This window comes from Bacteroidota bacterium (assembly GCA_039821555.1).
Taxonomy (GTDB): domain Bacteria; phylum Bacteroidota; class Rhodothermia; order Rhodothermales; family Rubricoccaceae; genus JBCBEX01.
Map to the genome: position 1 here is coordinate 229,864 of JBCBNX010000003.1, position 26,568 is coordinate 256,431.

Annotated in this window: 20 protein-coding genes and 1 tRNA gene; 6 read left to right on the top strand and 15 right to left on the bottom strand. The window is 67.4% G+C overall.

Annotation, left to right across the window (positions count from 1 at the left end):
• Positions 1 to 10 precede the first annotated feature (10 nt).
• The 12 genes from AAFU51_05355 to AAFU51_05410 all read right to left on the bottom strand — a co-directional run bounded on the left by AAFU51_05355 (position 11) and on the right by AAFU51_05410 (position 14,491).
• On the bottom strand, positions 11 to 1,678 hold the full coding sequence (locus AAFU51_05355; GenBank protein MEO1570677.1) for a T9SS type A sorting domain-containing protein: 1,668 nt from the start codon (positions 1,676 to 1,678) through the stop codon (positions 11 to 13).
• 292 nt (positions 1,679 to 1,970) lie between these two features.
• Positions 1,971 to 3,206: an MBL fold metallo-hydrolase gene (locus tag AAFU51_05360; GenBank protein MEO1570678.1), complete on the bottom strand. Its 1,236-nt coding sequence runs from the start codon at positions 3,204 to 3,206 to the stop codon at positions 1,971 to 1,973.
• Between the two features lie 63 nt (positions 3,207 to 3,269).
• A complete protein-coding gene (locus tag AAFU51_05365; GenBank protein ID MEO1570679.1) occupies positions 3,270 to 3,740 on the bottom strand; it encodes a YqhA family protein in 471 nt (156 codons plus the stop codon).
• Positions 3,741 to 3,852: 112 nt separating this feature from the next.
• On the bottom strand, positions 3,853 to 4,686 hold the full coding sequence (locus AAFU51_05370) for an oxidoreductase (GenBank protein MEO1570680.1): 834 nt from the start codon (positions 4,684 to 4,686) through the stop codon (positions 3,853 to 3,855).
• Positions 4,687 to 4,950: 264 nt separating this feature from the next.
• A complete protein-coding gene (locus AAFU51_05375) occupies positions 4,951 to 5,637 on the bottom strand; it encodes an NAD(P)H-binding protein (GenBank protein MEO1570681.1) in 687 nt (228 codons plus the stop codon).
• A gap of 144 nt (positions 5,638 to 5,781) precedes the next feature.
• Positions 5,782 to 6,771 (bottom strand): AraC family transcriptional regulator ligand-binding domain-containing protein, encoded by a 990-nt coding sequence (locus tag AAFU51_05380; protein MEO1570682.1) that lies wholly within the window; start codon positions 6,769 to 6,771, stop codon positions 5,782 to 5,784.
• A gap of 131 nt (positions 6,772 to 6,902) precedes the next feature.
• Complete coding sequence (locus AAFU51_05385) at positions 6,903 to 7,799, bottom strand: TIM barrel protein (GenBank protein MEO1570683.1); 897 nt, start codon at positions 7,797 to 7,799, stop codon at positions 6,903 to 6,905.
• Between the two features lie 143 nt (positions 7,800 to 7,942).
• Complete coding sequence (locus AAFU51_05390) at positions 7,943 to 9,406, bottom strand: Gfo/Idh/MocA family oxidoreductase (GenBank protein ID MEO1570684.1); 1,464 nt, start codon at positions 9,404 to 9,406, stop codon at positions 7,943 to 7,945.
• Positions 9,407 to 9,522: 116 nt separating this feature from the next.
• Positions 9,523 to 11,292 (bottom strand): GMC family oxidoreductase, encoded by a 1,770-nt coding sequence (locus AAFU51_05395; protein MEO1570685.1) that lies wholly within the window; start codon positions 11,290 to 11,292, stop codon positions 9,523 to 9,525.
• A gap of 99 nt (positions 11,293 to 11,391) precedes the next feature.
• The gene (locus AAFU51_05400; GenBank protein MEO1570686.1) at positions 11,392 to 12,138 is read right to left on the bottom strand and encodes a gluconate 2-dehydrogenase subunit 3 family protein; all 747 of its coding nucleotides are present in this window, start codon (positions 12,136 to 12,138) and stop codon (positions 11,392 to 11,394) included.
• Positions 12,139 to 12,233: 95 nt separating this feature from the next.
• Positions 12,234 to 13,514, bottom strand: a complete 1,281-nt coding sequence (locus AAFU51_05405) for an MFS transporter (protein ID MEO1570687.1) — start codon at positions 13,512 to 13,514, stop codon at positions 12,234 to 12,236.
• Positions 13,515 to 13,738: 224 nt separating this feature from the next.
• Positions 13,739 to 14,491, bottom strand: coding sequence for a DUF1080 domain-containing protein (locus AAFU51_05410; GenBank protein MEO1570688.1), 753 nt, complete (start codon positions 14,489 to 14,491; stop codon positions 13,739 to 13,741).
• A gap of 159 nt (positions 14,492 to 14,650) precedes the next feature.
• On the opposite strand from AAFU51_05410, the gene AAFU51_05415 reads away from it, so the two are divergent.
• Positions 14,651 to 16,918 (top strand): tetratricopeptide repeat protein, encoded by a 2,268-nt coding sequence (locus AAFU51_05415; GenBank protein ID MEO1570689.1) that lies wholly within the window; start codon positions 14,651 to 14,653, stop codon positions 16,916 to 16,918.
• 2 nt (positions 16,919 to 16,920) lie between these two features.
• On the opposite strand, the gene AAFU51_05420 is transcribed toward AAFU51_05415, so the two are convergent.
• From AAFU51_05420 to AAFU51_05430, 3 genes are all read right to left on the bottom strand, one after another.
• On the bottom strand, positions 16,921 to 18,303 hold the full coding sequence (locus AAFU51_05420) for an alkaline phosphatase D family protein (protein MEO1570690.1): 1,383 nt from the start codon (positions 18,301 to 18,303) through the stop codon (positions 16,921 to 16,923).
• Between the two features lie 114 nt (positions 18,304 to 18,417).
• Complete coding sequence (locus AAFU51_05425; GenBank protein MEO1570691.1) at positions 18,418 to 20,499, bottom strand: S46 family peptidase; 2,082 nt, start codon at positions 20,497 to 20,499, stop codon at positions 18,418 to 18,420.
• Positions 20,500 to 20,578: 79 nt separating this feature from the next.
• Positions 20,579 to 21,052, bottom strand: coding sequence for a hypothetical protein (locus AAFU51_05430; protein MEO1570692.1), 474 nt, complete (start codon positions 21,050 to 21,052; stop codon positions 20,579 to 20,581).
• Between the two features lie 164 nt (positions 21,053 to 21,216).
• Between AAFU51_05430 and AAFU51_05435 the strand changes: the two genes are divergently transcribed.
• The 5 genes from AAFU51_05435 to AAFU51_05455 all read left to right on the top strand — a co-directional run bounded on the left by AAFU51_05435 (position 21,217) and on the right by AAFU51_05455 (position 25,936).
• A tRNA-Lys gene (locus AAFU51_05435) sits at positions 21,217 to 21,293 on the top strand.
• A gap of 188 nt (positions 21,294 to 21,481) precedes the next feature.
• The gene (locus AAFU51_05440) at positions 21,482 to 22,606 is read left to right on the top strand and encodes a tyrosine-type recombinase/integrase (protein ID MEO1570693.1); all 1,125 of its coding nucleotides are present in this window, start codon (positions 21,482 to 21,484) and stop codon (positions 22,604 to 22,606) included.
• Positions 22,603 to 23,484: a hypothetical protein gene (locus AAFU51_05445; GenBank protein MEO1570694.1), complete on the top strand. Its 882-nt coding sequence runs from the start codon at positions 22,603 to 22,605 to the stop codon at positions 23,482 to 23,484. Before AAFU51_05440 ends, AAFU51_05445 begins: the two co-directional genes overlap by 4 nt.
• A 205-nt stretch (positions 23,485 to 23,689) precedes the next feature.
• Positions 23,690 to 23,959 (top strand): hypothetical protein, encoded by a 270-nt coding sequence (locus tag AAFU51_05450; protein MEO1570695.1) that lies wholly within the window; start codon positions 23,690 to 23,692, stop codon positions 23,957 to 23,959.
• Positions 23,960 to 24,664: 705 nt separating this feature from the next.
• A complete protein-coding gene (locus tag AAFU51_05455; protein MEO1570696.1) occupies positions 24,665 to 25,936 on the top strand; it encodes a DUF3987 domain-containing protein in 1,272 nt (423 codons plus the stop codon).
• The last annotated feature ends 632 nt before the right edge of the window (positions 25,937 to 26,568 follow it).

Genomic DNA, 26,568 nt, shown 5'->3' on the forward strand with positions numbered 1-26,568 from the left:
GGCTGGTGACCTACTCCACCACAACCACGCGCCGCGCTGCGGATTGCGTCCCGACGACCAACCGCACGACGTACGTGCCCGGTGGCAGTGCCGACGCGTTGAATATGGCTTCGTGCTCGCCAGCACGGCGCACGCCCGAATCGAGGAGCGCCACCTCGCGGCCCAGCAGGTCGTAGGCCGTCAGCCGAACTTCGTCGGGGACGGCGAGGGAATACGGAACGCGTACCGCACCTGAGGCCGGATTGGGCCATGGGAACCCCAGGGCGAGGGTAGCCTCGTCGGGCTCGGCAGCGATGGTAGTCGCCGTCGCGGAGAAGGCATAGACGGCACCCGCATTGGGTATAGCGTTGCCGGGCCCATCCTGTGACGGCGCGCCGACAAGCACCCGGTCACCGTCGAGCGCGACGCGGGCCCCGAATTGATCGAAGGTTGCTGGGGCGCTGGCGCGGAGGAAGACCGTCTCGGTCCACGTCCCATCGGACAACTCGAAGAGGTATGCGGCCCCCGCGTCCGGCGTGCCAACTATGGGACCCGCCTTGCCGCTTGCACCGATCAGAGCCCGGTCGCCGTCGAGCGCGACGGCGATCCCGAGATTGTCGTCGACCCCGGCGTCTCTGGCTCGGAGGATGGCCGTCTCGATCCACATGTCGCCGGACCACTCGAAGACATAGGCCGCGCCCGACTCAGCGGTCGCGTTGCCGGGACCGTCTTCGAGACGGGCGCCGATGAGCGCGCGGTCGCCGTCGAGCGCGACGGATTGCCCGAAGCGGTCTTGCTCCTGGGCGTTGCTGGCGCGAAGAATCGCGGTCGCCGTCCAGGTCTCGCCGGAACGCTCAAAGACGTACGCGGCCCCCGACGTAGACGTGGCATCGAACGGGCCGGCTTCGCTGATCACACCGAGGAGAACGCGGTCGCCATCAAGCGCAATGGATTGACCGAGTATGTCATCCTCACCGGCGTTGCTCGCCCGAAGAATCGCCGTTTCCACCCATTGGCCCTCCGATACGTCGAAGACATACGCAGCACCAGACTCGGGGATTGCATTGTTGGGGCCATCTTCAAGGCCCGCGCCGATGACCGCGCGGTTGCCGTCCAGCGCGACCGCGCTTCCGAAGGAGTCGGAAGATTCGGCATTGCTCGCGCGGAGGACTGCCGTCTCCACCCAGGCGCCCCCCGAGAGCTCGAAGACGTACACGGCCCCCCCGCCGGGAGTCGCGTTGCCAGGGCCAGACTCGCGGATGGTCCCAACGAGGGCTCGGTCCCCGTCGAGCGCGACGGACACCCCGAATTCGTCGAACGCCTCTGTGTTGCTGCCTCGAAGGACTGCGGTCTCGGTCCAGGTGCCCCCCACGAACTCGAAGACATACGCGGACCCTCTCAACAATGTCTTGAGATCACCGTCGCCATCGAAGGGGGCCCCCACGACAGCCCGGTTGCCATCGAGTGCCAGGGCGATCCCGAACTCGGCCCCCTGGCGGATATTGCTGGCACGAAGGATCTGGTTCTCCGCACGTGCGCCGAGGGCGCGCGCAGCGGCAGCAGAGAGGCCTTGCGACTCGGCCTCCGCAACAAACGCGGCTGTACGTGGATCCTCCGAGGTTGAGTCGGGCGGATCATCCGTGGCGAGGGCAGGGGCTGCGAGGACCACCGCCAGCACGGTGAAGAGAAATCGCGTCATGGGAAGTGGATTGAGTTCCTGTGCATCGGGGCACGCGCCAACAGTGAGTACGGAGGACGGCATGCACCGGGGGTCACCTATCATCTACGAGACTCTGGCGCAGATCTTCTCATAGCGCTCCCCTGTGCCCTCTCCGACGTGATCGGTGCCAAGACACCGTGCCTGGGCCGCCGAGGTCCAGCGCATGAAAGGTCCAGCGCATGGATAGTCCAGCGCATGGATGGCCAGGCGTCAGCCTTCGGCGCTCTGTCTGCGCAGGCCTGCGTCTACCCCTCCCCGCCTGAACGTAGCCTTACGGCACCAGCGCGCGCACCTCGTCCGGCAGCCCGGTCGACACCGCTGGGGCTTCGGCGGCCGTGTCCCACGGGAGCGCAGGCCACCACGCCGCCGTGGGGACGGCGTCCAGCGTGACGTACTCACCGGGGCGCGGGAACGCCACCGGGATACCCAACGCGTCCGCCGCGGTCCGCACACGCTCGGCCGGCTCCGTCCAGCCGTGCAGCGATAGGTCGAACGTGCACCAGTGCACCGGCATCATGACCTCGCCGCGCACCATGCGGTGGACGGCCACGGCCTGCTCCGGCCCGAGGTGCACGTCGCTCCACGCCTCGTTGTAAGCGCCAACCTCGATCAGCGTCAGGTCGAACGGCCCGAGCCGCTCGCCGACCTCAGCGAACGACGGCGTGAGCGCGGTGTCGCCGGAGTAGAACACGCGCCGCTCGGCCCCGAGGAAGGCCCAGCCGGTCCAGAGCGTCGCGTCGCGGTCGTTGACGAAGCGCCCCGAGAAGTGCCGCGCGGGCGTGCTCACGAGCCGCACCGTGTTGGTCCCGGTGCCCACCTCCTTCTCGTCCCACCAGTCCACCTCCTCGATGCGCGCCGGGTCGACGCCCCAGTACTCCAGGTGCGCGCCGATGCCGAGCGGCACGAGGAAGCGCGGCACCCGGTCACGGAACGCCGGACTTGCGAGCGTGCGGATGGTCGGGAAGTCGAGGTGGTCGTAGTGGTCGTGCGAGATCAGCACCGCGTCGACGGGCGGCAGCGCGTCGAGCGGCAGCGGCGGGGCGTGGAACCGGCGGCTCCCGATGAACGACGACGGCGAGACGCGCTCCCCCCACACCGGGTCGATGAGCAGCCGCACCCCGTCGAGCTCGATGAGGAACGTCGAGTGGCCGAGCCAGGTCACCCGCAGGTCGTCCGGCATCGCGGCGAAGTCGGCGGCCGTGCGCGCGACGGTCGGCGGCGGCGCGGCGGGCGTCCGGTGGTCACTGCCGCCGAAGAAGAACTCCCGCATCGTCCCCATCGACGGGGCGGCGTTGCCTTGCGGCAGGACGTTCACGAAGCGGCCGTCGCGGTACTGCGGCGAGGCTTCCAGGCGCACGAGGCGCTCACCGGCAGGCTTCGTCCCAAGGGCTTTCCAGGCGTCGAACATGAGGAGGGTGAGGAGGAGAACAACGGCGAGGCTCAGGCCCCCGACGATACGCCGCCAGCGACGGCGCGGCTTCGAGGGCGGGGTCGGCGAGGTCGTCATGGAAGGGGCGACAGCGTGTAGGGTCGGTCTTCGTGCGATACGCCTCGACGACCACGGGACGCGCTATACCTTCGATTTCTGCTCTTCCTTCACGCTGAGAAAGAACGCGAGCGCCGCAATCACCGCGCCGATGGCCACGCCATATTCGAGCAGGCTCTCCTCGCCGTCCCAGGTCACGGCGCGGCCCATAAATGAGATGGCCATCACCACGATCGCAGTCTTGATGAGGATGCCTTTGAGCGTGTCGAAGTTGTTGATCCGCAACCACTCGGGCATCCCCGACAGCGAGCCGACGAACAATTCGTAGATGCCGACGGACGCGATGACAACGCTGAAGCCCAGCAGAAAGAGGTCCACGACGGTCATCGTGTCGTAGATCACGCGCGACTCCGAGTTGGAGAACTGCAGCGTCTCGGCGACGACGAAGCCGCCCTCGACGGCCGCGTAGACCATGACGACGATGGCGAGCAGCAGTAGGCCCAGCGAGGCGAGCAACCCGATGCCGCGGACGAGATACTTGAGGAGCGTGTTCATGAGAGAGGCGGGGGTGAGACGTGCGTGAGGCCGCGCACAGTACGCAGCCCCCGCACTTACGGCCGGATGGCACGTCCACGTTCCTCACGACGCCGAATCGTCGGCGCAGGCTCTAGGTGGACTGGCTGAGGATGAGGCGGTCGAACCAGCGGTCGGGCAAAAACCGGCGCAGCGCCAGAATCGGCTTCGCCATGTGCCCGGCGGCGTAGCGGGTCTTCGGCGTGGCGGCCCCGATGGCCTTGGCCACCACGTCGGCGATCACCGACGGCGGGGAGCCCTCGCCCTTGGCGTAGCTCGCCTCGGCTGCCTTCGCCAAGCCATGCGCTAGGTCTCGGTAGGGGCCGTCGCCCGAGCGCTCCATCATCGGCTTCGTCATCACGTCGCCGAACTCGGTGAGGATGATGCCGGGCTCCACGATCACCACGCGGATGCCGTGCGGCGCCAGTTCCAGGCGGAGGCTGTCGCTCCAGCCTTCGAGCGCGTGCTTGGTGGCGTGGTACCACGCGCCGAGCGGCGTGTAGATCTTGCCGCCGATGGACGACGTGTTGAGGATCGTCCCGAAGCCCTGCGCGCGCATGTGCGGCAGCACGAGCTGCGTCAGCCGCGCCAAACCAAAGAGGTTGACCTCGAACTGGTAGCGCGCGTCGTCGATGGCGGTGTCCTCGACGGCGCCGTAGAGGCCGAAGCCCGCGTTGTTGAACAGCGCGTCGATGCGGCCCTGCTCGGCGATGATCTGCGCGACGACGCGCTCGGCGTCCTCGGTCTTGGTGACATCCATCGCGAGCGCCGTCGCGCCCTGGTCGGTGAGGCCCTGCATCTTCTCAACGCGGCGGGCAGCCACGTAGACGATGTGGCCGTCGGCGAGCAGCCGCTCGGCCGTCGCCTTGCCGATGCCGGACGACGCGCCGGTGATGAGGACGACCTGAGTACGAGGCGGAGTGGGCATGGTGCAAACATGGTTGGTGAGCGGGCCGTGTCGACCCAATGCTGCGATTGTGCTCCCAAGATGCCCCGGGCTTCTCCTCACGCCACTTGCCCATCCCGCCATCCTGCTCGCAAATCCCGCCACGAACGCTTGCACACATGCTTATGTGTCATCCTGAACTCGATTCAGGATCTCCAGCATTTCTGTTGAGATGCCGAAAGCGAAGCTTCACGCAGTAAACCAGTTCAGCATGACAATACCGGCAGCTTGTGGGCGCATTGGGCATCACGCCGCCGAAGCATACGCCTCAGCCAGCACGGCGAGGTCTTGCAGTGCGGGGACTTCCAGGATCGACGAGGCGGCCCCGGCGAGCCCGGCCTGCACGAGCGCGCGGCCGAGTTCATCGGAGTCGAGCAGCGACTTCGGCGCGAGGCGGCGCAGGATGGGCGTGAGCGGGGCCATCACGGCGTAGAGGACGCGGTAGAGCGTGGTGCGGCTCGTCGCGCCGCCGACGGGCTGGATGAAGCCAGGGCGGGCGTTGTACACCGCGCCGAACGGCAGGCCCTGCAACGCCTGCTCGATCTCGCCCTTGACGCGCGCCCACATCGTCCGGCTCGCCGCGTTCGAGCCCGCCCCGGAGACGTAGACGAACGTCATCGCCGGGTTGCGCGCCGCGAGCGTCTCGGCGACAGCGAGCGTGAGGTCGTAGGTGATCTGCCGATAGTCCAACTCGGACATGCCCGCCGACGAGATGCCGAGGCAGAACAGGCACGCGTCGGCCTCGGCAAGCGTGTCGGCGATGGGCGCGAGGTCCATCATGTCGGCGTGGACAAGTTCGTTCAGCTTGGCATGGCGACGGCCCGAGGGACGACGGACGACCGAGAGCACGCGCGTCACGCGGTCGTCGGCGAGCGCGGCGCTGAGGGTGCCGTGACCGATCATGCCGGTGGCACCGAAGAGGAGGACGGTCATGCGGCGGGAAAGTGAGAAGCCAGATGTACGAAGGCGGAAGCAGACGCGGTATTGCGCAGGCAACAGGCTCCCGATTCAGACGCTCGGGCGGGCGTTGCGCCTGGACGCGAGCAGCGTAGTCTGGACGTAGCTGCGCAGCCGCTTTCAGGCTGTGGCGAAGGCGAGGCGTGCGCGCTCGGGCGTGGTGCCGGTCCACGAGCGGAAGGCGCGGAAGAACGAGTTGGGGTCGTCGTAGCCGAGCAGGAAGGCGACCTCGGTGGTCGTGATCTCGGTCGCGCGGAGGTAGTGCAGCGCGAGCGTCTCGCGGGTGCGGGCGAGCGTCTTCTGGAACGTCGTGCCCTCGCGGCGGAGGTGGCGCTGGAGGCTCCGCGGGCTGAGCGCCAGCGCCTGGGCCACCTCGTCGACGGCGCCGCGCCCGCTCGGCAGCATCTCGACGAGCGTCGCGTGTACCCGCTCGGTGAGGCTTGCGCCCTGTTCGAGGTCAGCGAGGCGCTCCTGCAAGACCGGCTCGTAGAACCGCCACGCCTCGGCGTCGGCGGTGAGGAACGGTCGCCACGCGTCGACCTCGGCGAACGTCACGCGCACGTCCGGCCCCGTCCGCACCCGGCAGCCGAGCGCCTCCTCAACGGCGACGGCATCGGCGGGACGAGCCAGCAGTTCGATACGCCGAGGCACGACGGGCTCGCGGGTGGCGCGGCGCGCGAAGTAGACCCAGTAGGCGACCTCGAAGAGCGCTAGCGCCGGGGGCAGGCCGAAGCCGACGCCGCACATGCGCAGGGCCAGGCCGTCCGCGTCGGCGTCTGTCGTCAACCGGATCGGCCCGATGAGCGCCTTGTACTGCGCGAGCCGCTGCGCTGCCGTCGCGAGGTCCGGGCTGGCGAGCGCCGCGATCAGCGGAGGACTCAGTACCTCCTGTGCCGCAAGCCGCCCGAGATCGAGCCCGATGAGCCGCTCGCCGCCCTCCTCCCCAATCGCCGTCCACAGGCGATGGTATTCCCCGCCGGTGACGGCCGGCGCCTCGCGCCCCAGCAGGTCGGCCGCCAGCCCAGCGCGCCGGAGGACATGCGCGGGTACGAGGCCGACCTCGCGCAAGAACAGACCAACGACAGTGGGCAGGCGGTAGGAGACGGCCATCGAAGCAGCAGACAGGGGCGGAGCGTATCGCTTCGCACGATACGACGCGCGACTGCATATTCACTCGCCGTTCGCGCCAATCGGCCCGCCCATCGCGCCATCGCTTCGGGCCCATCTCGCGGGCGCCGACCTCAGACGGTACACCGCGCGACGGCGTCGCGGAGCGAGGCGAGCGGGTCGGCGGCGGTCGGGATGAACTCCTGGGCGAGGTAGCCCTCGAAGCCGATCTCGGCGAGTGTGCGGGCAATGGCGGGGTAGAACAGCTCCTGCGTCTCGTCGATCTCGTTCCGCCCCGGCACGCCTGCGGTGTGGACGTGCGCGATGTAGGGCGCATAGTCGCGGAGCGTGCGGATCACGTCGCCCTCCATGATCTGCATGTGGTAGACGTCGTAGAGCAGCCGGAAGCGGTCGCTGCCGACGAGGTCCACGAGCGCCGCGCCCCACCGCGTCGAGTCGGCCTGGTAGTCGGGGTGGTCGACTTTCGAGTTGAAAAGCTCCATGCACACCGTCACGCCGAGGCGCTCGGCCGTCGGCATGAGTTGCCGCAGCCCGATAGCGCAATGAGCAAGGCCTTCCTCGTCGGAGAGACCGACGCGGTTGCCGGAGAAGCAGATCAGGTTGGGCAGCCCCGCCGCCGCAACGGCGTCGAGGCGCGCTTCATAGGCGGGCAGGAGCCAGGCGTGATGGGCGCGGCGGTTCCAGCCCCATTCGAGGTAGGTCAGCCCGCCTGTGACGTCGGCGGGCGGGCGCGGCGGGTTCGGCATTGCGCAGGTCAACCCGTGTGCCTGCACCGTCGGCCAATCCTCGGGATCGAGCAGTTCCACCGAGGCGATACCCATGGCCTTCGCCGCCCGCGCGAGTTCGTCGACGGAGAGGTCGCCGTAGCACCACCGGCAGACGGAGTGCTGGAACGGCATCGACGCTTCGGGCGACACTGCCGCCGCCGTGGAAGCCGCTTCGGCGCCTGGGCTGAGGGTAAAGCCTGCCCCCGCTGCGAGGCCCGTGCGGACGAAGTCGCGTCGTTGCATTGGGGGTCGAGGGTCGAGGGTCGAGGGTCGAGGGTCGAGGGTCGAGAAAGCAAACCGACTCGGATGGCGGGAGCACGCGCTGGGTTTCTCTTTCCTCCTCGCTCTCCACTCGTCCCTGTTCGCCAGTCCATAGTCTCTGGTCCCTAGCCCTGCGAGAACACACTCTCGGCAGGCAGGTCCCAGCCGCTGCGGTAGGTGCGGCGGAGCTGCGCGTCGGCGGCGGGCGCGTTGGTGATGCGCATGGCGTCGGCGTCGTAGAGCACGGGCTTCTCTTCGTACATCGCGGCGACGCCGAGCAGCATCGTCTCGGTGAGCGGCGCGGCGTAGCTGAAGGGGCACGACACGGGCTCCTCGCCGTGGATCGCGCGCACCCAGTTCTGCTCGTGCGCGCCCATGCTGCCCTCGATGCGCGGCAGCGAGACCGGCACGGCCTCGGCTTCGGCTTGGAGCGCGCCGTAGTTGCCGTCGGCGGCCAGCAGGCGGGGGTTGCGGCCGTAGGTGTCGTAGACCAGCTTGCCCCGCTCGCCGACGAAGATGCCCCCGCCATCGGGGTTGAGCGCAAAACCGTCGGGAGCCCCGGCGGGCGTGGGCGGCCGGAGACCGCCGTCGTACCACGTGAAGGTGAGGTCGCCGCCATCCCCTTGACCGATATCGGCGCGGTCGAAGACGTAGGTCGTCATCGAGGCGACGGGGTAGGTCACCGGCGGCTGGCCGCGCTCGCCGCCCCACGGGGAGCGCCGCGTCTGGATCTGGCGGGGCTGCCCGAGGCCGAGCGCCCACACGGGGAAGTCGAGGATGTGCGCGCCCATGTCGCCGAGCGCGCCGACGCCGAAGTCGACCCAGCCGCGCCAGCCAAAGGGATGCGTGCCCTCGTAGAACGGCTGCTCGGGGGCCGGACCGAGGAAGAGGTCCCACGCCACGCCGTCAGGTGGGTCCTGCGGCGCGGGGCGATCGATGCCCTGACCCCACCACCCAGCGGGGCGGTCGGTCCAGCACTGGATCTCGCGGATCTCGCCAAGCAGACCGCTGCGAACGAGTTCGACGAGGCGCCGCCCGTCGTCGCCGGAGTGGCCCTGGTTGCCCATCTGCGTCACGAGGCCCGTCGACTCAGCGGCGTGCGCGAGGCGGCGGCACTCTTCCACGGAGTAGCAGAGCGGCTTCTGGGCGTAGACGTGCAACCCGCGCTCCATCGCCATGAGCGCGGCGAGCGCGTGGACGTGGTCCGGCGTCGAGATCACGACACCGTCGAGGTCTTCCTCGGCGTCGAGCAGTTCGCGGAAGTCGGCGTAGCGGTTCGCCTCGGCGTAGGCCGCCTGGAGCGTGTGCCACCGTTCGTTGCGCGAGCCGTCGCGGTTGGTGAGCCGCCGCTCGATGCCGCCGTCCACGTAGCCAAAGTCGATGTCGGCCAGCGCGACGATGTGCTCCGTGGTGAGGCGGCTCATGTTCTGCGCGCCCATGCCGCCCGCCCCGATGGCGGCGAGCCGGAGCCGGTCGCTCGGCGCGCGGACGCCGGGGCCGCCGAGCACGTGGCGCGGCAGGATCATCGGGCTGAGCGCCGCGCCCGTCGCGGCAGCAGCGGAGGTGCGGACAAAGTCGCGACGGCGCATGGGTAGGTGTTTGCTTCGCCTCAGAACCACCACCTCTGTCATGCTGAACGTGGTTCAGCATCTCAGACATCGCGTGGAGATCCTGAAACGAGTTCAGGATGACAAGAATGGACAGTCTACACCCGCAGTTCGCCGCGCTTCATGGACTCGACGGCGTGGTCGACGGCGCGGGCGGTGAAGGCCATGTAGGTGAGCGACGGGTTCTGGCAGCCCGCCGAGGTCATGAAGGCCCCGTCGGTGACGTAGAGGTTGGGGATCTCATGGACGCGGTTCCAGCGGTCGACGCAGCCTGTCTCGGGGCTGTCGCTCATGCGCGCAGTGCCCATCTCGTGGATGCCCTCGGCGAGGCGGTAGGGCTGGTCGAAGGTGCGGATGTTCTCCGCACCCGCCGCTTCGAGCATCTCGACGCCGTCGGCGATCATCGCCTCGCGCATCTTGAGCTCGTTCTCCTTCAGCCCGCCGACGACGCGCGGGATCGGGATGCCCCACTGGTCGACCTCGTCGGTGAGCTCCATGTAGTTGTCGTCGTAGGCCAGCATCTCGCCGAAGGGGAACATGACGAACTCCCAGGCCCCCGGCTTCTGGAGGTTTTCCTTGAGCGCTACGCCGACGCCCGGCATGCCCGCGCCGCGCCCCCAGCCGTTGCGCCGCCCGGCACCGCCCTGATAGCCGAAGCCCCGTACGAAGTCGCGCCGCGAGGACGAGTCCCAGGGGAGGTTGGTGAAGCGCGGGATGTAGATCCCGTTGGGGCGATTGCCGTAAGGGGCGACATCGTCGAAGCCGGGGATGTCGCCGACGGCGCCGCACTTGAAGTGGTGATCCATGATGCCCTTGCCGAGCAGCCCGGACTGGTTGCCGAGCCCGTCGGGGAAGCGCGGCGTCTTGGTATTCATCAGGATCGACGTCGAGCCCAGGGCGCTCGCGTTGAGGAAGACGACGTTGGCGTAGAACTCGATCGCCTCCTTCGTGACCTGGTCGATGACCCGCACGCCGGTGACACGGTCCTGCTCCTCGTCGTAGATGAGGCTGTGGACGATAGAGTCGGAGCGGACGGTGAGGTTGCCCGTGGCCTGGGCGGCCGGGAGCGTGGACGAGAGGCTGGAGAAGTAGGCCCCGGCGGTACAGCCACGGTCGCACGGGCCGCAGTAGTGGCACGGGCCGCGGCCCAGGTGCGGCTGTGTCAGGATGGCGGCGCGCCCGATGGTGAGCGTGCGGCCGAACCGCTCGGCGATGACGTCGCGGCAGTGCTCCTCCGGCCCGGTGAGCGCCATCGCAGGGAGGAACTCACTGTCGGGGAGCTGGCGCAGCCCGAGCGCCTCGCCCGAGATGCCGACGAAGCGCTCGACGTAGGAGTACCACGGCTCAATCTCGTCGTAGGCGACGGGCCAGGGCGTGCCGATGCCCTCGCGGGCGTTGGCCTCGAAGTCCATCGGCGCGAGGCGGTAGGACTGGCGGCCCCACATGATCGAGCGCCCGCCGAGGTGGTAGCCGCGCACCCAGAGGACCTCGTTGGGGTCGCCGTCGGGGGCCGTCTCGTAGGCGTGGTCCACGTCGTCGACGTACCAGTGCGCCGTGTAGGCGTTGAACGGGCCCGCCTTCGACTGGCGGAACTGGCGCGCCTCCACAGCTTGGCGGTCGCCGCGCCCGCGGAAGGGCATCTCCCAGGGCGCCTTGTGCTCGGTGATGTAGTCGGTGCCGTGCTCGACGCTGCGGCCGCGTTCCAGCACGAGCGTCTTGAGGCCCTTCTCGCACAGCTCTTTGGCGGCCCAGCCGCCCGACATGCCCGAGCCCACCACGATGGCGTCGAAGGGCTCGGAGGTCTGGACGTTGACCGTGCAGATCTTTTCGATCAGCGAGGTGCTGTGGGCGTCACGGGGATGGGGCATGGGGAGTGTGAGTGTCAGGTAGCAAGTGTCAGGTAGCAAGTGGGCCGAGGCATTCATCGTGGCTACCTTGCCACTTGACGCCTGCCACTTGCTACTCGGCTAGGCCCAGGCGCGGTAATCTTCGGTGACGGGTTCGTTGGGCAGCCAGAGGCCGGGGGCGGGGTTCCAGCGCAGTTCCTGCGTGGCGCCGATCTCGGAGGTGTAGTAGCCCACGACGGTGAGCTCTTTCATGGCGCGGAAGAACGGCGGGGCGTCGGGGTTGACCTGGATGGTGCCGGGAGTCTGGACGTTGGAGTCGCCGCCGCCGCCGCCGCCCATCTCGGCGACATCGTTCTCGGCCGTATCGCCGTCGGGATCAGTGTCGGCGGTGGCATCGCTGTCCGGGGCCGCGCTCGCCTCGGCGGCAGCGCCGGGCGGGAGGTAGGTGGCGGCGTCGAGCGCCTCGACCATCGCCTGCTGTGCGGCGTCGTCGAGGTCGGCGAAGGCGGTGCCGTGCTGCGTCGTCGCGCGCGCCTCGAACTCGGTGAGCCCGGCGAGGAAGTCGGCCTTCTCGTCGGCGTCGAACCACTCGGCGAGGACCTTGTCCACGAACTGCGGCACGCCCGCCTCGGCCGCGCCGGGCGTGTCGGTGGCGGGGATGATCTGGTCGACGAGCGCCGCGAGGGTACGCTGCTGGCCCTCATCGAGCGCGACGTAGGTGTAGCGCGCGGCCTCCTCGCCGGAGGGCGCCGTGCACCCAGCGAGCATGCTGGAGACCAGCGGCGCCGTGGCGATGCCGCCGAGGAGGCCCGAGAGCCGCCGCAGCGCCGTCCGCCGGTCGATCGTGGGATTCACGAGGTCGTGCATGATGGGGTCAGGTTGGGGTCAGGAAGCGTTCTGAATCAGGAAACGACGGGCTGAATCAGGAAACGACGGGCTGAATCAGGAAACGACGGGCTGAATCAGGAAACGACGGGTACGCCCGCCTCAGGCGCGGGGGTAGACGCGGTGTCCGACGGGACGGGTTCCTTGTCCACCTTGTCGTTGAAGAGCGCGATGAAGAGGACGAGGATCACCGCGGCGAGGCCCGCCGGGAGCCACCAGAAGTCGGGCCACTCGGCGAGCGGCAGCGCCTCGCGGTCGCCGAGGAAGCGGTTGTAGAGCTGCCCCGCGACCTGCGCGCCGATGAGCATGCCGACGCCGTAGGTCACGAGCACGAGCAGCCCCTGCGCCTGGCCGCGCACCTTCGGGGTGGACTTCTTCTCGACGTAGATCTGGCCCGTCACGAAGAAGAAGTCGTAGCAGATGCCGTGCAAGAACACGCCCCCGACGATCATCCACATCACGGCGTCCGGCGCGGCGAGGGCAAAGAGGGCGTAGCGCAGCACCCACGCGGCCATGCCCGCGGCCAGCATCCACTTGACACCCCAGCGGACGAAGAGCATCGGCATGAGCAGCATGAACAGGATCTCGGACACCTGCCCGAGCGACTGCGTCGCGGCGATATTCTCGAAGCCGGTCGCCGAGAGGAAGAGCTGCGTGAAGTTGTAGTAGGCCGCCAGCGGGATGCAGAGCAAGAAGCTCGCCGCGAGGAAGATGTAGAACGGCTTGCTGCCGAGTTGCTTGAAGGCGTCGACGCCCGCGATGCTGCGCACCGAGACGGGCTCGCCCGCTGCCGCCGGAGGCGTGTTGGGCAGCGTGAAGGCGAAGAAGCCGAGCACGATCGAGAAGATGCCCGTGAGGTAGAGCGGCCACGCCGTCGCCTCGGCGGTCACCCCGAGGATCGGGCTCATCACGAACGAGATCGCCAGACCCGCCACGATCCAGCCGATCGTTCCGAAGACGCGGATGATCGGGAACTGCCGCTCCTGGTCGTCGAGGTGCTCAAACGCGATGGTGTTAGAGAGCCCGAGCGTGGGCATGTAGCACAGGTTGTAGGCGAGCAGCAGCAGGATGAAGAGCGTCGGGTTCTGGATGGTGCTCGGCGCGGCGAGGATGAACACCCCGCCGAGGATGTGGAGCACGCCGAAGACGTTCTGCGCGGCGAAGTAGCGGTCGGCGATCAGCCCGAGGAAGAACGGCGCGACGATGGCCGCGACGGGGTTGACCGTGTAGGGCCAGTGCGTGAGGTCGCCTAGGCCCTCGGCGGCCATGTAGACCGCGACGGTGGTGTACCACGCGCCCCAGACGAAGAACTCCAGGAACATCATCGCGCTTAGGCGCGCGCTCAGGCCTCGCTGCATGGGAGGAGGAAGTTGGTGGGGGAGAAAAGGAGCACGCAGTTCGGACACCCCGTTCCTGCGTCATCCCCGACGTGATCGAGGATCTATGCGATGCTTCGCTACAGTCGCCGACACCGTATGGGTCCCCGCGTGCGCGGGGATGGCGGTTTGGTGGTCGAGGAGCTAGAGAGCAGCAAGGTTCTCGGTGTCCGGAATGCTAGGGGAAATCTGCAGGGGTCGCCCAGTCACACATCGAGGGGGCGGATGCGGATGTCGCGGAACCACACGGGGTCGCCGTGATCTTGCAGGCCGATCACGCCGCTCATGAACGCGCCGTAGGTCGGCATCCGACGGAACTTGCTCGCGGCGACGCGGGCCGCCCAGGCCTCGCTGCCCTGCTCGTAGGCCACGACGCGCTCGCCGTTGAGCCAGTGCTCGACCGCCCCGCCTCGGGCCACGATGCGGACATCGTTCCACTCGCCCGCGGGCTTGACCACGCCGGGCGTCGCCACGTAGAGGTCGTAGTTCGAGCCAGCCCGGTGCGAGGGGTAGCGCGCGTCGGGATGGCAGGCGTCGTCGAGGACCTGCATCTCGGGCGCGGTCTGCCAGATGTAGTCGTACGTGTCGCCGAGCACGCCGCGGTAGAAGAGGCCGCTGTTGCCGCACTCGGAGATCTTCCAGGCGAGTTCCAGTTCGAAGTCGGCGTAGGCCTCGCGCGTGACGAGGTCGCCGCCTCCCTCAGGCGCCGGGTCGAAGTAGAGGAGGCTGTCGTCGTCGATCTGCCAGCCGGGCGGGATGGCGTCGTCGGCGAAGCCGCGCCAGGCGTCGAGGCTAGTGCCGTCGAAGAGCGTGACCCAGGCCCTACCGGTATCGGAGACCGCCGCGACCGTGGCGCCACCAGAGTCGTCCGCGTCCGTGTTAGGCACGCCGCCGCACGCGCTGGCAGCGAGGCTGACAACCAGGGCGAGCACGCAGGAGAGCGCGGGCTGGGTATGCACGGGGGAACGGGCGGTTTACGGGGCCTTCACAATCGCGGGCAATATATCGAGCAGCGCGGCGCGATGAAAGCGGTTTCAGTGCAACCCAGACCGTCCAGCCTACCCATTGCGCGCGCTGCGTCCACCCGGTATACTTTGGCCCTGTCTCCCCCGCCCTTCATGACTCCACCCCGCCTCCTCACGGCCGGCATCGTCGGCTGCCTCTTCCTCGCTGTCGCGCTCGTCGTGGGCTGCGGCGGCACCTCGCCGGACGAGGTCGCCGACAGCGCGGTGCACCCGTTCCTGGCCATCGCCGATGGGGTCGAATACGTCGGCGATGCGGCCTGCGCGACGTGCCACGAGGACCTCTATGCGAGCTACCAAAGCCACGGGATGGCGAACTCGTTCTACGCGTGGTCGCCCGACGTGCAGGTGGAGCGCGTCCTGACGAGGCCCATCCGCGACGTGAACGCGGGCTACGAATACGTCGTCCTGGACGTCGACGGCCGACTCGTTCAGGAGGAGCGGCTGCGCGACCCGTCGGGCGCCGTTGTCCACACGCTGCGCCGCCCGATGGACTTCGTGATGGGCAGCGGCTCGGCGGCGCGGACGTATTTCTTCGAGGAGAACGACCGCCTCTACCAACTCCCGCTGACGTGGTACACCCAGGCCGACGACGGCGCGGGGCGCTGGGACTTCTCGCCGGGCTACGAGGTCACCAACGGGCGCTTCGACCGGCTCATCCCCGACCGCTGCACGGCCTGCCACAACGGACACCCTGAGACGGTGCCGTTCGTCGAGGGGAAGTACCCGGACATGCCGATGGGCATCGGCTGCGAGTCGTGCCACGGCCCCGGCGCGACGCACGTCGCGGCCCGCCTCGAAGACCCCGAGCCCTCCGGCGGCGACCCCGACTGGGTCGACCCGACCATCGTCAACACGGGGCACCTCGACCTGGAGCGGCGGCTCGACACGTGCCAGCAGTGCCACCTCCACGCCACAACGGCGGTGCTGCGCGAGGACGAGGACGCGTTCAGCTACGTCCCCGGCCGCCTCGTCGCGGCGCACCGCTCGTTCTTCGCGCTGCCGGAGGAGATGTCGGGCGACCAGATCCCCGTCGTCTCGCACGCCGACCGGATGCGGCAGAGTGCCTGCTTCACTGTCTCACTAGAACAGGCGACCTTCAACACGGCGGCCCCGATGGAGTGCACGACGTGCCACAACCCCCACGAGGGCTTCCGCGAGGCCGGGCCGGGCTACTTCAACCAGACGTGCCAGTCGTGCCACGCGGCTACCCCTGACCAACAGCGCGCGCTGCAAGCGCTGATGCCGACGCCCGAACTGCAGGCGCAGCACGCCGACGGGGCGAACTGCTTCAGCTGCCACATGCCCAAGGTCGAGGCCGACGACGCGCCGCACTCGTCGTTCACGGACCACCTGATCCGCGTCGTAGACGACGGCCGTCCAGACGACGGCCGCCCAGTCGCCTCGGAGCCGCTGGCGCTCGGCGAGGCGGGCGTGCTCGCGCCCTACTACGAGCGCGACGCAGGCACCGAGTCGGGCGCGGTCTACGAGGGCATGGCGACGTCCATCTTCGGCACGCAGATCGGCGACCCGCAGACGATGGCCGAGGGCGCGGCGCTGCTCACGAACGCCCTCCGCGCGGTCGGCGATGGCGCAGAGCGTGGGGAGGCACAGTTCCTCCTCGGCGTAGTCGCGCACCAGCTCGGCAAACTGGAGTTTGCCCTCCCCGCCTTCGAGGCGGCCGTGGATGCCGAGGCCACGCCGCAGCGCCTCGAAGCGCTCGCCCGCGCCCGCACTGACGCGGTGCTCGCCGAGAGCACCGGAGCGTCTAACGAAATCGACGCGCTCTACGTGCAGGCGCTCGACCTCCAGCCTGCGCTCGCGACCGTGCGCACGAGCCGGGCCGCATTCCTCCACAGCCAGGGCCGCCGCACCGAGGCGCTGGACGAAGCCCGCGCCGCCCGCGCCGAGCGGCCGTCCTGGCACGCCGCTGCCCTAGTCGAGGGCCTCGTGCTCCTCGAACAGGGCAACGACGACGACGCGCGCTCCGCCTTCCGCGACGCTGTCCGCCTCGACCCCGCCAACGCGGCGCTCCTCGCCGACCTCGTGGTCCGCGCGCCCAACGGATCACTGCGCTCTGGCTGGGCGGACGCCACTGTGTTTGGGCTGCCGCTCGCGCGCAGCATCGCGCCCCGAGGTGGCCGCCTCGGCATCGCAGGCACCACGCCGGGCTCGACGCTCTCGGTCTTCACCACCGGTGGCGTGCCGCTGCGCACGGTGCGCGGCGACGGCCTCGGCGTGCCGACCTGGGACCTTCGCTCGGAGCGCGGCGCGGCGGTGCCACCGGGGTCCTACCTCGTCCATGTGCGCACACCCGGCCAGCCCGTGCGCGTCGTGCGCGTGACGCTCGCGGCAGAAGCGTAGGCCTATTCCTCTTGGCCGCCATCGTCAGGAACCGGCGGGCCTTCAAAGATGGGGCCGTCGAAGAGGCGGTCGGGGACCTGGAAGCAGCGCGTGAGGCGCAGGAGCTCCTCGACCTCGTCGTCGCTGCGATCGAGGCGGCGCCCGCTGAACGTGAGGCAGAGCTCGCTGCCGCCCTCGTCCTCCACCGTGATGATACCGAACTGCCCGTCGAAGGTGTTGGTCATTGAGAAGACCGGCGGCGCAAAAGGCCCGTGCGTGTACGGCCCGCCCTTGACCGAGCCGCGCCGGTCGAGCGGGGCCGCCTGCAAGACAGGGATGCCGCCGGGGCTGTGCGTCCCGTCGTCGGCGGCGAGCATGTGGGCGTCGCCCGAGAGGATGACCATGCGGCCTGTGATGTCGATCTCCTCGAAGAAGGCCACCAGCTCCGCGCGCTCGGCGGCATAGCCGCTCCAGTTGTCGCCGTCCTCGTCGAGGTCGGCGATCCACGGCACGCCGCTGACCCAGATGACGAGCGGCTCGGTGGCGTCGCGGAGCGTCTGCTTGAACCAGGCCTTCTGCTGCGCGCCCAGCATCGAGCGCTCCGGGAGCGGGACGTCGTGTGGGTCGCGTTCGGAGCGGAGGTCGGTGACCACGAAGCGTACGCGGCCCCGCACGAACGTCTGGTAGATCGCGCGGTCTTCGGGCGCGGCGTCCGGATCGGCGAGCGGGTAGTGCGGGACGAAGCGCTGGTAGGCGATGCGCGAGGCGGACCGGCTCGGCGAGGTCGCGTCGGAGTCGTTGGGGCCGAAGTCGTGGTCGTCCCAGGTGTAGGCGATGGGCGTGCTCTGGTAGAGGAGCGACTGCGTGGGCGAGGTCAGGATGTCGTCGTAGGCCTCGCCAAACACGGCCACGTCGTTCTGCTCAATGTCCTCGTAGTGCGCGTCGCCGAGGTGGAAGAAGAAGTCGGGGTTGAGCGTGCGGATCGAGTCGTAGACGCTGCTGCGCGACCCTGTTGCGGCACACGCCCCGGCCGCGAACGTGAACGAGTGCGGCCCGCGCGGTGGCGTGCGCAGCCGCCCGAAGGCCGTATCGCGGAGGCTCGGCGTCTCGACCGCGTAGAAGTACCTCATCCCCGGCACGAGGCCTCGCACGGGCAGCCGTACCGTCGCGTCGTTGCTCAGCGTGCCGCGTGGCGCCGGCACCCACGCTGAGGCAATGGCCAGTTCGAAGCGGGGCGTGCGGCTGAACACGACGCGCACCGAGTCCTGCGGCTGCCGCAGCTGCGCCACCACCGTCGCCGAGGTCGGCGTCACCGCGCCCGACCACATCCAGCGCACCAGCGGCCCCTCGTAGGCTGTCGGGCGGACCGTCCGGGTGCAGCCAGTCCCCACGAGGACGAGCAGCACCGCACCAAGCAACGTGTGAACGTATGCAGGCTTGAACGTATGGAGGTGATTTCGCTCGAGGGCCTGCCGCTCTTTCATGGTCACGCGTTCAGGCGTCCTCACGTTCGTGCGGGCCTAGAGTTCACCCGTCGTCAGCTCAGTGACGAGGCGGTCGTGCTGGTAGACCGACCGCAGCGACTCCAGGATGCCGCGCGCGTCCACGGACACGTTGCGTCCGATCTCGGCGAAGTAGAGGTAGTTGCGCGCCAGCCCTTCGATCGTCCGGTCGAAGTTGATGCCGACGAGTTCGAGGTCGCGGTTCACGACCGGCGAGCCCGAGTTGCCGCCGATGGTGTCGGCGGTGGACGAGAAGTTGACCGGCGTGCCGAGCGCGAGCGCGTCGGGGACGGGGAGCCAGCGCTCCGGCAGCGCCCACATGCACGCTCCGGCTCCGGCCCCGGCGTCGTCCGACGGGTCGTCCTGATCGCAGTAGGAGTTGTAGTGGTCGTAGAGGCCGAAGAACGTCGTGAAGGGCGCGGCGACGGTGCCGTTGTACTCGTAGCCGCGCACGAGGCCGTCGGTGATGCGCGGCGAGAACGTCGCGTCGGGCGGGACGGCGGTGCCGTAGACGGCGAAGCGCTTCTGCCCGATGGCGCGGGCCACGGCCTGCTCGCGTTCCGTGAGTTCGCCGCTGGCCTGGTAGAACCGGCGGAGTTCGCCAAGCACCTCGCCGCCGAGCTGGACGAGGACGTCAGCAGTGGGGAGGCCGCCGTTGTCGAGCGCGGTCTGCGTGCTTGCGGCGTCGGTGAGGGCCGTGTTGCTGCGGAGCTTCGCGGCCACGGCCGCGTCGGAGGCGCCGCGCAGCACCTCGGGCATGGGCAGGCCGGCCTTGGCATAGTAGCGCCGCAGCGTGGCGATGTCGGCCTCGAAGTAGAGCCGTTCAAGCGGGTCGGGCCGGTTCTCGATGGTGGCGAGCCGCTCCGCATCACCCTGCGCCCCGATGAGCGCGCGCAGCATCAAGCCGGACGAGAAGCGCTGGCTACCGAAGCGCGAGAATGCCTGGAACGCGTCGCCGAGCGCCCGACGGTCTGACTGCACCGCCGCCATCTGGTCGATGAGGTCGCCTGCGCCCGCCTCACGGAACTGCCGCTCGGAGTCGGCGCGCCGGGCCATCACGACCTCGTTGCGGAGCGCGTCCTGCTGGCCGAGCAGCGACTTCTGGAAGTTGAGCAGGCTGGAGAGCGTCACGCGCTGCGTGTCGTCGTTCGGGTTCTGCGCGAGGTAGGCGGCGAGCGCGTCGGTGCGGCTCGTCACCCACGCGAGGTCGGTCGGCACGGCGAGGTCGCGGCGGAACTGGAGCTGGGCGACGGTCGCCTGGCGCGAGGTCGAGCCCGGGTTGCCGATCACGAAGACGAGGTCGCCTGCGCTGGCCCCGTCCTGGGCGAGGGGGAAGTAGTGCTCGACGGTGAGGAGCCCGCCGTCGGCGTCAGTGGCGCGGAGGAAGGCGAAGTCGAGGCTGTAGCGCGGGAAGGTGAAGTTGTCCGCGTCGCCGCCGAAGCTGCCGAGCGCGTACTCGGGCGCCATGACGAGTTGGAAGTGCTCGTAGCGCTGGAAGGTGTAGGCGGAGAAGCGTCCGCCCTCGTAGAGCGCGACCACCTCCACGCGGATGCCCGCGTCCTCGCCGCCGCGCGCGTTCGCAAGCTGCTCGGCGAGGGCGTCCGTGGCCGCCTCGATCTGCTCGGGCGTCACCGCCCCCGCACCGTCGCCCAGTTCGGCCTCGATCTCCGCCGTCACATCGGCGATGGCGATGAGTTGGTCAGCGTAGAAGCCGGGCACCGGGCGCTCCTCGTCCAGCGTCATCGCCACGAACCCGTCGTCCAACAGCGACTCGCCCTCCTCGGCCACCTCCACAATCTGGCTGCGCACGCAGTGGTGGTTGGTCGCCACAAGCCCGTTCGGCGAGACGAACGCCGCCGAGCACCCAGAGATGCGCAGCGCGCCGAGGCGGGCCCGCTCGAACCAGTCCGCGTCGGGGCGGAAATCGTAGGTCGAGTCGAGGTAGGCGATCGGCGGCTGCTCGAAGAGCCACATCTTGCCGTTGTCGAGCGGTCCCGCGCGGTGCGTGTCGGGGACACCGGCTGGCTGCGCGGAGAGCGACGGAGCAAACGCGAGCAGTGCCGCAAGGGCAACGAGGACGACGGTATTCGGGCGGCGCATAAGGGCAGCGGGCGGGTGTGGATGAGGGCGCGTAAGATACGCGGCGCCCCGTTGCCCCGACCGGCCGGATCGGCAGGGCCTAGCGTGCGCGCGCACCCTGCCAGGCCGGGCTTGCCACGCGCTCCGCCTCAATGGCGGGGCGGTCGGGCGCCGGGGTCAGCTCGGCGGGCAACACATGGTCGAGGAACGCCGCCACGACGCTGGCCTCCTCGGCGCGGGACGCGGTGTAGTAGGCCGCGCGGAAGGCCTTGGGCCACTGGCTCGGATAGAAGAGCAGCCGCTGCTCCGCCTCCGTGGCGTCGAGCGCTTCGCGTGCTTGGCGCCCGAGGTAGCCGCAGTCGCGCTCGACGGAGAGGCGCAGCATCGTCGGCTCGTCGTAGACGCCGTCGAGCAGCAGCACGTGCCCGGCGAGGCAGCACCGGAAGCCTTCCGGAGCCGCGCCCTCGTCGAGGACCGCGCGGAGGTTGCGGCACCACGCCCACTGCGCGGTGTCAAGCCGGTCGGGACGGGCGAGGAGGTGCGCTTGGACGCGGCGCAGCAGAGCAGTACGCATAGACAGCGAGGCGGTGAACGTGCGAGGGGCCGAAGGATCGGAAGGGACGGGCCGGAATGCAAGCCACACACGGGCGTGCGGCGACAGAGATCGGGCGGCGCGTTGAAGAGCACACGAAGCCTTCCGGGTTCGGAACCGGCCTAGGCAAGCGCGTTTAACGCGGTGCCCCTATAGCTCAGTTGGTTAGAGCACCTGACTCTTAATCAGGGTGTCCAAGGTTCGAGTCCTTGTGGGGGCACCAGAAGTTTTCCACGACTTCCGCCCGAAATCAGCCATTACGTGCCGATTTCGGGCTTTTTTGTGGATAAGGAACGCGGGTCCCGCGCCCTCCTCCTTTCCCCTGAGAGACCGTCCAGAGTAGCTTGGTTGTAACAAATGATGTAGCACACGCTGCGTCACGGTGACTTCCAACCCCTCCTACTCTCGTTCATGGCGAGCCTGCGCAAGCGAAACGGCTTCTACTCCGTCGTCTTCTCTCGCCGGTTGCCCAGCGGCAAGCTCGAACAGAAGGTCTTCAGCCTTGGCACGAAGAAGAAGAGCGAGGCGGACAAGCTCAAGGTCGAGTATGGTGAACGCTACCGTCTCGGGGACATGGATCCCTTCGCGGGATGGACGCCCAAGGCCGAACTCGAAGCAAAGCGCAAGCGCTCAGTTGGACGCACGCTCGAAGGCGTTGGAGCAGCCTTCATGGAGAGCCGGTCGCACGTCCGCGAACGCACACGCACGGACTATGCGGATCACCTCCGTCGCCTGTCCGACCAGATCGGGGCCTCGATGCCTGTCGGACAGATCAACGAAGATGATCTGCGGAGGTACGCTTTTAAGACGCGCTACTCGGTAGCAACACAGACCACGTACCTCCGCTTCTGCAAGATGCTCTTCAAGTGGATGAAGGAGGAGGGCTACACCACGGCTGATCCTGCTTCGCGCATCGCTTACCCCCGCAAGGACACACGACTCTCGGGCAAAGTGATGACCGCTGAGGAGTTCCATGCGATCCTCGTTGCCTTTAAACAGGAGCAGCGGGCAAAGATCAAGTCAGGCCATGTTCGGGGCCTCCACCGCTGGTTCAAGCCGCTTGCAATGACCGGGTATTACGCGGGGTTACGGCGGAAGGAACTGATTCAACTCGACTGGAAGGATGTGGACTTCGCTGGTCGGATGCTCTACGTCACGGCTACCAAGTCGGGCGACGAGCGGACGGTCCCGATCCGATCCGCGCTCCTTTCCGTCCTTGCAGCATGGCACCGAGCACAAGGTCGGCCGACCTCTGGTCCCGTCTTCTACTACAAGTGCGTGCGCGGCCAACCGTTTCCACTCAACGACAACCACGTCACGACTACGTTCAAGCGCTACGTCCGCGCTGCAGGGGTTAGAGACACCGTCTCACTACACGGCTTGCGGCACACCAGCGTGACGGAGCTGCTGCGCAGTGGCCTTGGAGATACGTACACGATGAAGTACCACGGTCACAAGAGCAGTGAAACGATGAAGCCCTACAACCACATTTCGGCACAGGACATCCAAAATCGCCTGGACGAGGCAGGACTATGACACACGAACAACGCATCTTCATTCGGATCGTCACAGTTGCATGGTTGCAGCGCAGTGGGCATTACCTCGAAGGCTATCGCCCATTCAACGAGTCGCTTATCGACGAAAACCGTGCCTCTAAAGACATACGAGAGCTCGCCCATCCCACTCCTATTAGCGAACTCGGCAGGGATTACCTGGCCTTACATGGGGATTACGTCCCTCAGCTGATCAGTCACGCTGAGAAGTATCTGGGCAAGAATGCAGACTACTTCGAAGGTATCCGTGAAAAGAGGCGAAAGCGACGCTTTGAGATCCTTGCGGAGCTTGGTCAACGCTTGTCGCTATGGGCCGATAAAGCGCCAATCGATAGTTGGGGAAGTTTCCGCCCCGATCTCGTCGCAACGCTGTATCCGAAAAGAGAGGCCGCCGTCCTCGCTGGGGCGGCATTCCGCGGACTTCACAACACGTCGCAAATATCGTCAGACGTTCCACCGGACCCTGAGGACCTTCCACCTCTTCCAATCCCACGCCTAGACGTGAATGACTTAGCTACGCTGCACTCAATGCTGCGCGAAGCAGGTAGTGAGCGGGCACACCTCGACGCGCTAGACAGCATCGACAAGTACCTAGCCGACCACGACGTCCTGGACAGAGTACCGCAGATCCGTGTCCAGGAAATCTCAGTGGCAGCCGACTTTGTTATGGAGCATCATTCTCACCGCCCTAGGGCTAAACGTGTCCGTATCGCCCTAGCAATGTTCACCTTCGTCGGCTACGGTGAAGGTGATGAGCGCCGGGTCAAGAAGGCGCTCGACAGCGCTTTCTACCGCCGCGAGCAGAAACTCGGCGTAGACCGTGAAGGCTGCTCTCAAAGTAGCGTGGACAACGAGAAGTAATTCCTTCCGATCTCGTCCACGCTCAAATGGCTCATACCGTCCATATATCCACCTTTTCGCTAGAGCGTGGACACTTTGCCTTCCTAGCGCGGTCGCCTGTCCACGAATCTGGAACGGGGAGAACGCCTCACCCAGGGAGTGGATGGTAATGTCAAGCCGTCGCGACAACCGAACCGCTTTCAAAACCCACTAGCCCTCCACTCCCATGAGTGACGAACTGCTTGACCACATTGAGCGCCTCGAAGGCAAGCTCGACGCCATCATCACCAAGATCGAGGCTGTCCCGGATGACCGGAAGGCTCTCAGTGCAAAAGAAGTGGGCCGCATGGTCGGCCTCGACGCCCGGACGATCCTGAACTGGAGCAATCTGGACCCCGATGACCCCCGCTTTATCCCGAGCATGAGCTTCGGATCTAAGCGCCGCAAGTACTTCGACCGCCGCGTCGTCGAGCGACTCTTCCGCGTCAACCGCTAACCAAGCAGTTCAGCCTATGCAGCACTCGCCCTACGGGGCACCCGCCTTACCCGATTCCACGGCCTCGCTGAGCCCTCTGAGAAGAGTGCACAGTTCGTCGGGGGGCGAAAAAGGAGGGGCACAGTCGGCTGCAACCGACTGTGCCCAGGCAGGCCAGACTTACGCTCACAAACGTATTTCTTATCGCCATGCGAATCTATTGCATGGAATGCGGGGCGTGCAAGATCCCGGTACGCCGAGAGATTCACGCTCCGCGCCATACTCACCTCTCAAAGATCCTCCGAATCGGCCTCTACCTTCTCCTCAACGAGGGTGCCCCAGGGCCGCACGACGACTGTGCCTATCTGTGCGCACGCTGCTGCCGGTGGCGAGGAGGCCCATGAGAGATCCCTCGCATATGGACGGGAAACGTGATGCGCACCGAGGTGACGGCAGTCCATCAGCACTGCCCCCCGGTATTTCGCCTCACGAATCCACTCATGTATCAACGGGACCCGACGAACAGCCGGGTCCCCCCCAACCAAGGCGGGGCACCCGTCTAATGAATCGGGGCACCCACCGGGGCACCCGTCTAATGAATCGGGGCACCTCGCGACTGAGAGGGGTGCCCCGCTCTCGTGGGTCCCCTTTCCCACAGACACACTGCCAACGGCGGCTGCCGAGCATGTCCGGGCGCATGCAGCGGCCATCGGCGTTGACGAAGCGATGATTGCCATCCCGACCCTCGCTGCTCTAGCGGCGGCGGTCGGGAATGCCTTCCGCATCCAACTCAAACCCACGTGGACCGAAGCGTCCACGCTTTGGGGTGTCGTGGTGGCCCCCTCCGGTTCGGGCAAGTCGCCGTCGATGGATGCAGCACTCCGTCCTATCCTCGACCTCGAACGCGCCTCGTTTGAGAAGTACGAAGCAGAACTCACAGCCTACGAAGCCGAACTCGCCGACTTCCAGACCCTCCCCAAAAAGGAGCAGCGTCGCGCCTCGAAGCCGACCCCTCCCCTACTTACACGCTACCGCGTCGGCGACACGACTGTGGAGAGCCTCGGTGCCGTCCTCGGCGACAACTCCAGGGGGGTACTCCTCGCCCGGGACGAGCTTGCCGGATGGTTTGGGAGTTTCGACCGCTACGCGAGCGGGTCGGGCGATTTGCAAGCTTGGATCGAGATGCACGGCGGAAAACCTACCGTGATCGACCGCAAATCGAGTCGAAACCCGGTGATTCGCATTGATCGGCCGAGCGTCAATGTCTCTGGCACGATCCAGCCGGAGGTGCTCCGCGATCAGATGTCCAAGGCGCACTTTGCAAGCGGCTTTGCTGCGCGCTTGCTGTTCTGTGAGCCTCCCACACGTCTCCAGCGCTGGACAGAAGCAACGGTAGCCCCAGAGGTGACCGAAGGCTATAAGCAGCTTATCCATGGCCTCTACGCATTCCCTTGCGGCGACGAGACAGACGTACTCACGCTGCATCCCCACGCGCGGGACTTTTTCGTCGCCTTCTATGACGAGAATCGCCGCCTCGCTTTCAATCTTCCCAATGGCCCGCTACGCTCGGCGCTCATGAAGCTGGAGGCCATGGCAGCGCGCTTAGCGCTCGTCTTTGCAGTCGCTGAGGCGGTGCAGGCTGGCGAGCGCCCCACGGAGGTATCGCTAACCGCGATGGTACGCGCGTGCCGCCTTGCGACGTGGCTGCGCTACGAGACAGCCCGCATCTATGAGAAGTATGGCTTCGAACGGGCGGCTATGAGCCGCGACAAGCGGCTGGCGCTTAGCCTTTCCGAGAGCTTCGGTTACACCGACGTGAAGGAGGTCTGGCAGGTTGGCACCTCGGCTGCCTACAAGGTGATCGAGCGCCTGATCGAAGCGCGCTTGGCCGAGGATGCGACCCACGGGGCGTTTACGCGGCTAGTCGATCCAGCTTCGCACACGGTCAACTACCACGCCTTCTTTCCCTCATGGGCTGAGGAGAAAACGGGCGTGTGAGCCGAGTGGAAAGTGGAATATGTGGAAATTGACACCAACTAGGCGGCGTTATTCCACAAATTCCACTTTCCACTTAGCTGATGTAGCAACGCGGCTCGCTAAGAATCCCGCTTTCGAGGTGGCACCTTCCCTACACAGTCGGGACACTTCACCTCTCCTGTCGCACCATTGCGGGCTACCCACCGTCGCACACGGCCGCAAACGGAGCACTCAGCCTCATCGCCTGGGCGAGGCCCTACTTTTTGCTGTGGGGATGTGATGAAGGCCGAGCGTGGCGACTGCTGAGCACCGAACGTGCTCACCCGAGGCAGACCTGCACTCGCACGGTGACTAAGGGGCTTCTGGTTGAGCTTCTCCCACCGCCGCGCCCGCTCAGCAGCCTCGCGCTTCGAACGAGCTTCGGCTTCCATGCGCAGCGCCTCCCGCTCAGTCTCCCATGCCTTGAGCGCTTCTAACTCGCCGGGGTGGAGCAGCGCACCCTTTCGCGTGAGCAACACATCTTCCAGAGGGTCTTCGCGAACCAAGCCGCTAAACGTTCCTGGAGCATGGATCAGCTTTAGGCCCCGATAGGTCCTCATCTTCGCATTCCCTTCCACGAGGTAATGCAGCGTGCCCTCGCCGGGTCCGAGTGC

Coding starts and splice junctions, on each gene's coding strand:
- AAFU51_05375 (MEO1570681.1), bottom strand. CDS start 5,637: ATGACCGTCCTCCTCTTCGGTGCCACCGGCATGATCGGTCACGGCACC.
- AAFU51_05450 (MEO1570695.1), top strand. CDS start 23,690: ATGAGTGACGAACTGCTTGACCACATTGAGCGCCTCGAAGGCAAGCTC.
- AAFU51_05445 (MEO1570694.1), top strand. CDS start 22,603: ATGACACACGAACAACGCATCTTCATTCGGATCGTCACAGTTGCATGG.
- AAFU51_05355 (MEO1570677.1), bottom strand. CDS start 1,678: ATGACGCGATTTCTCTTCACCGTGCTGGCGGTGGTCCTCGCAGCCCCT.
- AAFU51_05400 (MEO1570686.1), bottom strand. CDS start 12,138: ATGCACGACCTCGTGAATCCCACGATCGACCGGCGGACGGCGCTGCGG.
- AAFU51_05405 (MEO1570687.1), bottom strand. CDS start 13,514: ATGCAGCGAGGCCTGAGCGCGCGCCTAAGCGCGATGATGTTCCTGGAG.
- AAFU51_05380 (MEO1570682.1), bottom strand. CDS start 6,771: ATGGCCGTCTCCTACCGCCTGCCCACTGTCGTTGGTCTGTTCTTGCGC.
- AAFU51_05385 (MEO1570683.1), bottom strand. CDS start 7,799: ATGCAACGACGCGACTTCGTCCGCACGGGCCTCGCAGCGGGGGCAGGC.
- AAFU51_05430 (MEO1570692.1), bottom strand. CDS start 21,052: ATGCGTACTGCTCTGCTGCGCCGCGTCCAAGCGCACCTCCTCGCCCGT.
- AAFU51_05390 (MEO1570684.1), bottom strand. CDS start 9,406: ATGCGCCGTCGCGACTTTGTCCGCACCTCCGCTGCTGCCGCGACGGGC.
- AAFU51_05365 (MEO1570679.1), bottom strand. CDS start 3,740: ATGAACACGCTCCTCAAGTATCTCGTCCGCGGCATCGGGTTGCTCGCC.
- AAFU51_05425 (MEO1570691.1), bottom strand. CDS start 20,499: ATGCGCCGCCCGAATACCGTCGTCCTCGTTGCCCTTGCGGCACTGCTC.
- AAFU51_05440 (MEO1570693.1), top strand. CDS start 21,482: ATGGCGAGCCTGCGCAAGCGAAACGGCTTCTACTCCGTCGTCTTCTCT.
- AAFU51_05455 (MEO1570696.1), top strand. CDS start 24,665: ATGATTGCCATCCCGACCCTCGCTGCTCTAGCGGCGGCGGTCGGGAAT.
- AAFU51_05370 (MEO1570680.1), bottom strand. CDS start 4,686: ATGCCCACTCCGCCTCGTACTCAGGTCGTCCTCATCACCGGCGCGTCG.
- AAFU51_05415 (MEO1570689.1), top strand. CDS start 14,651: ATGACTCCACCCCGCCTCCTCACGGCCGGCATCGTCGGCTGCCTCTTC.
- AAFU51_05360 (MEO1570678.1), bottom strand. CDS start 3,206: ATGACGACCTCGCCGACCCCGCCCTCGAAGCCGCGCCGTCGCTGGCGG.
- AAFU51_05395 (MEO1570685.1), bottom strand. CDS start 11,292: ATGCCCCATCCCCGTGACGCCCACAGCACCTCGCTGATCGAAAAGATC.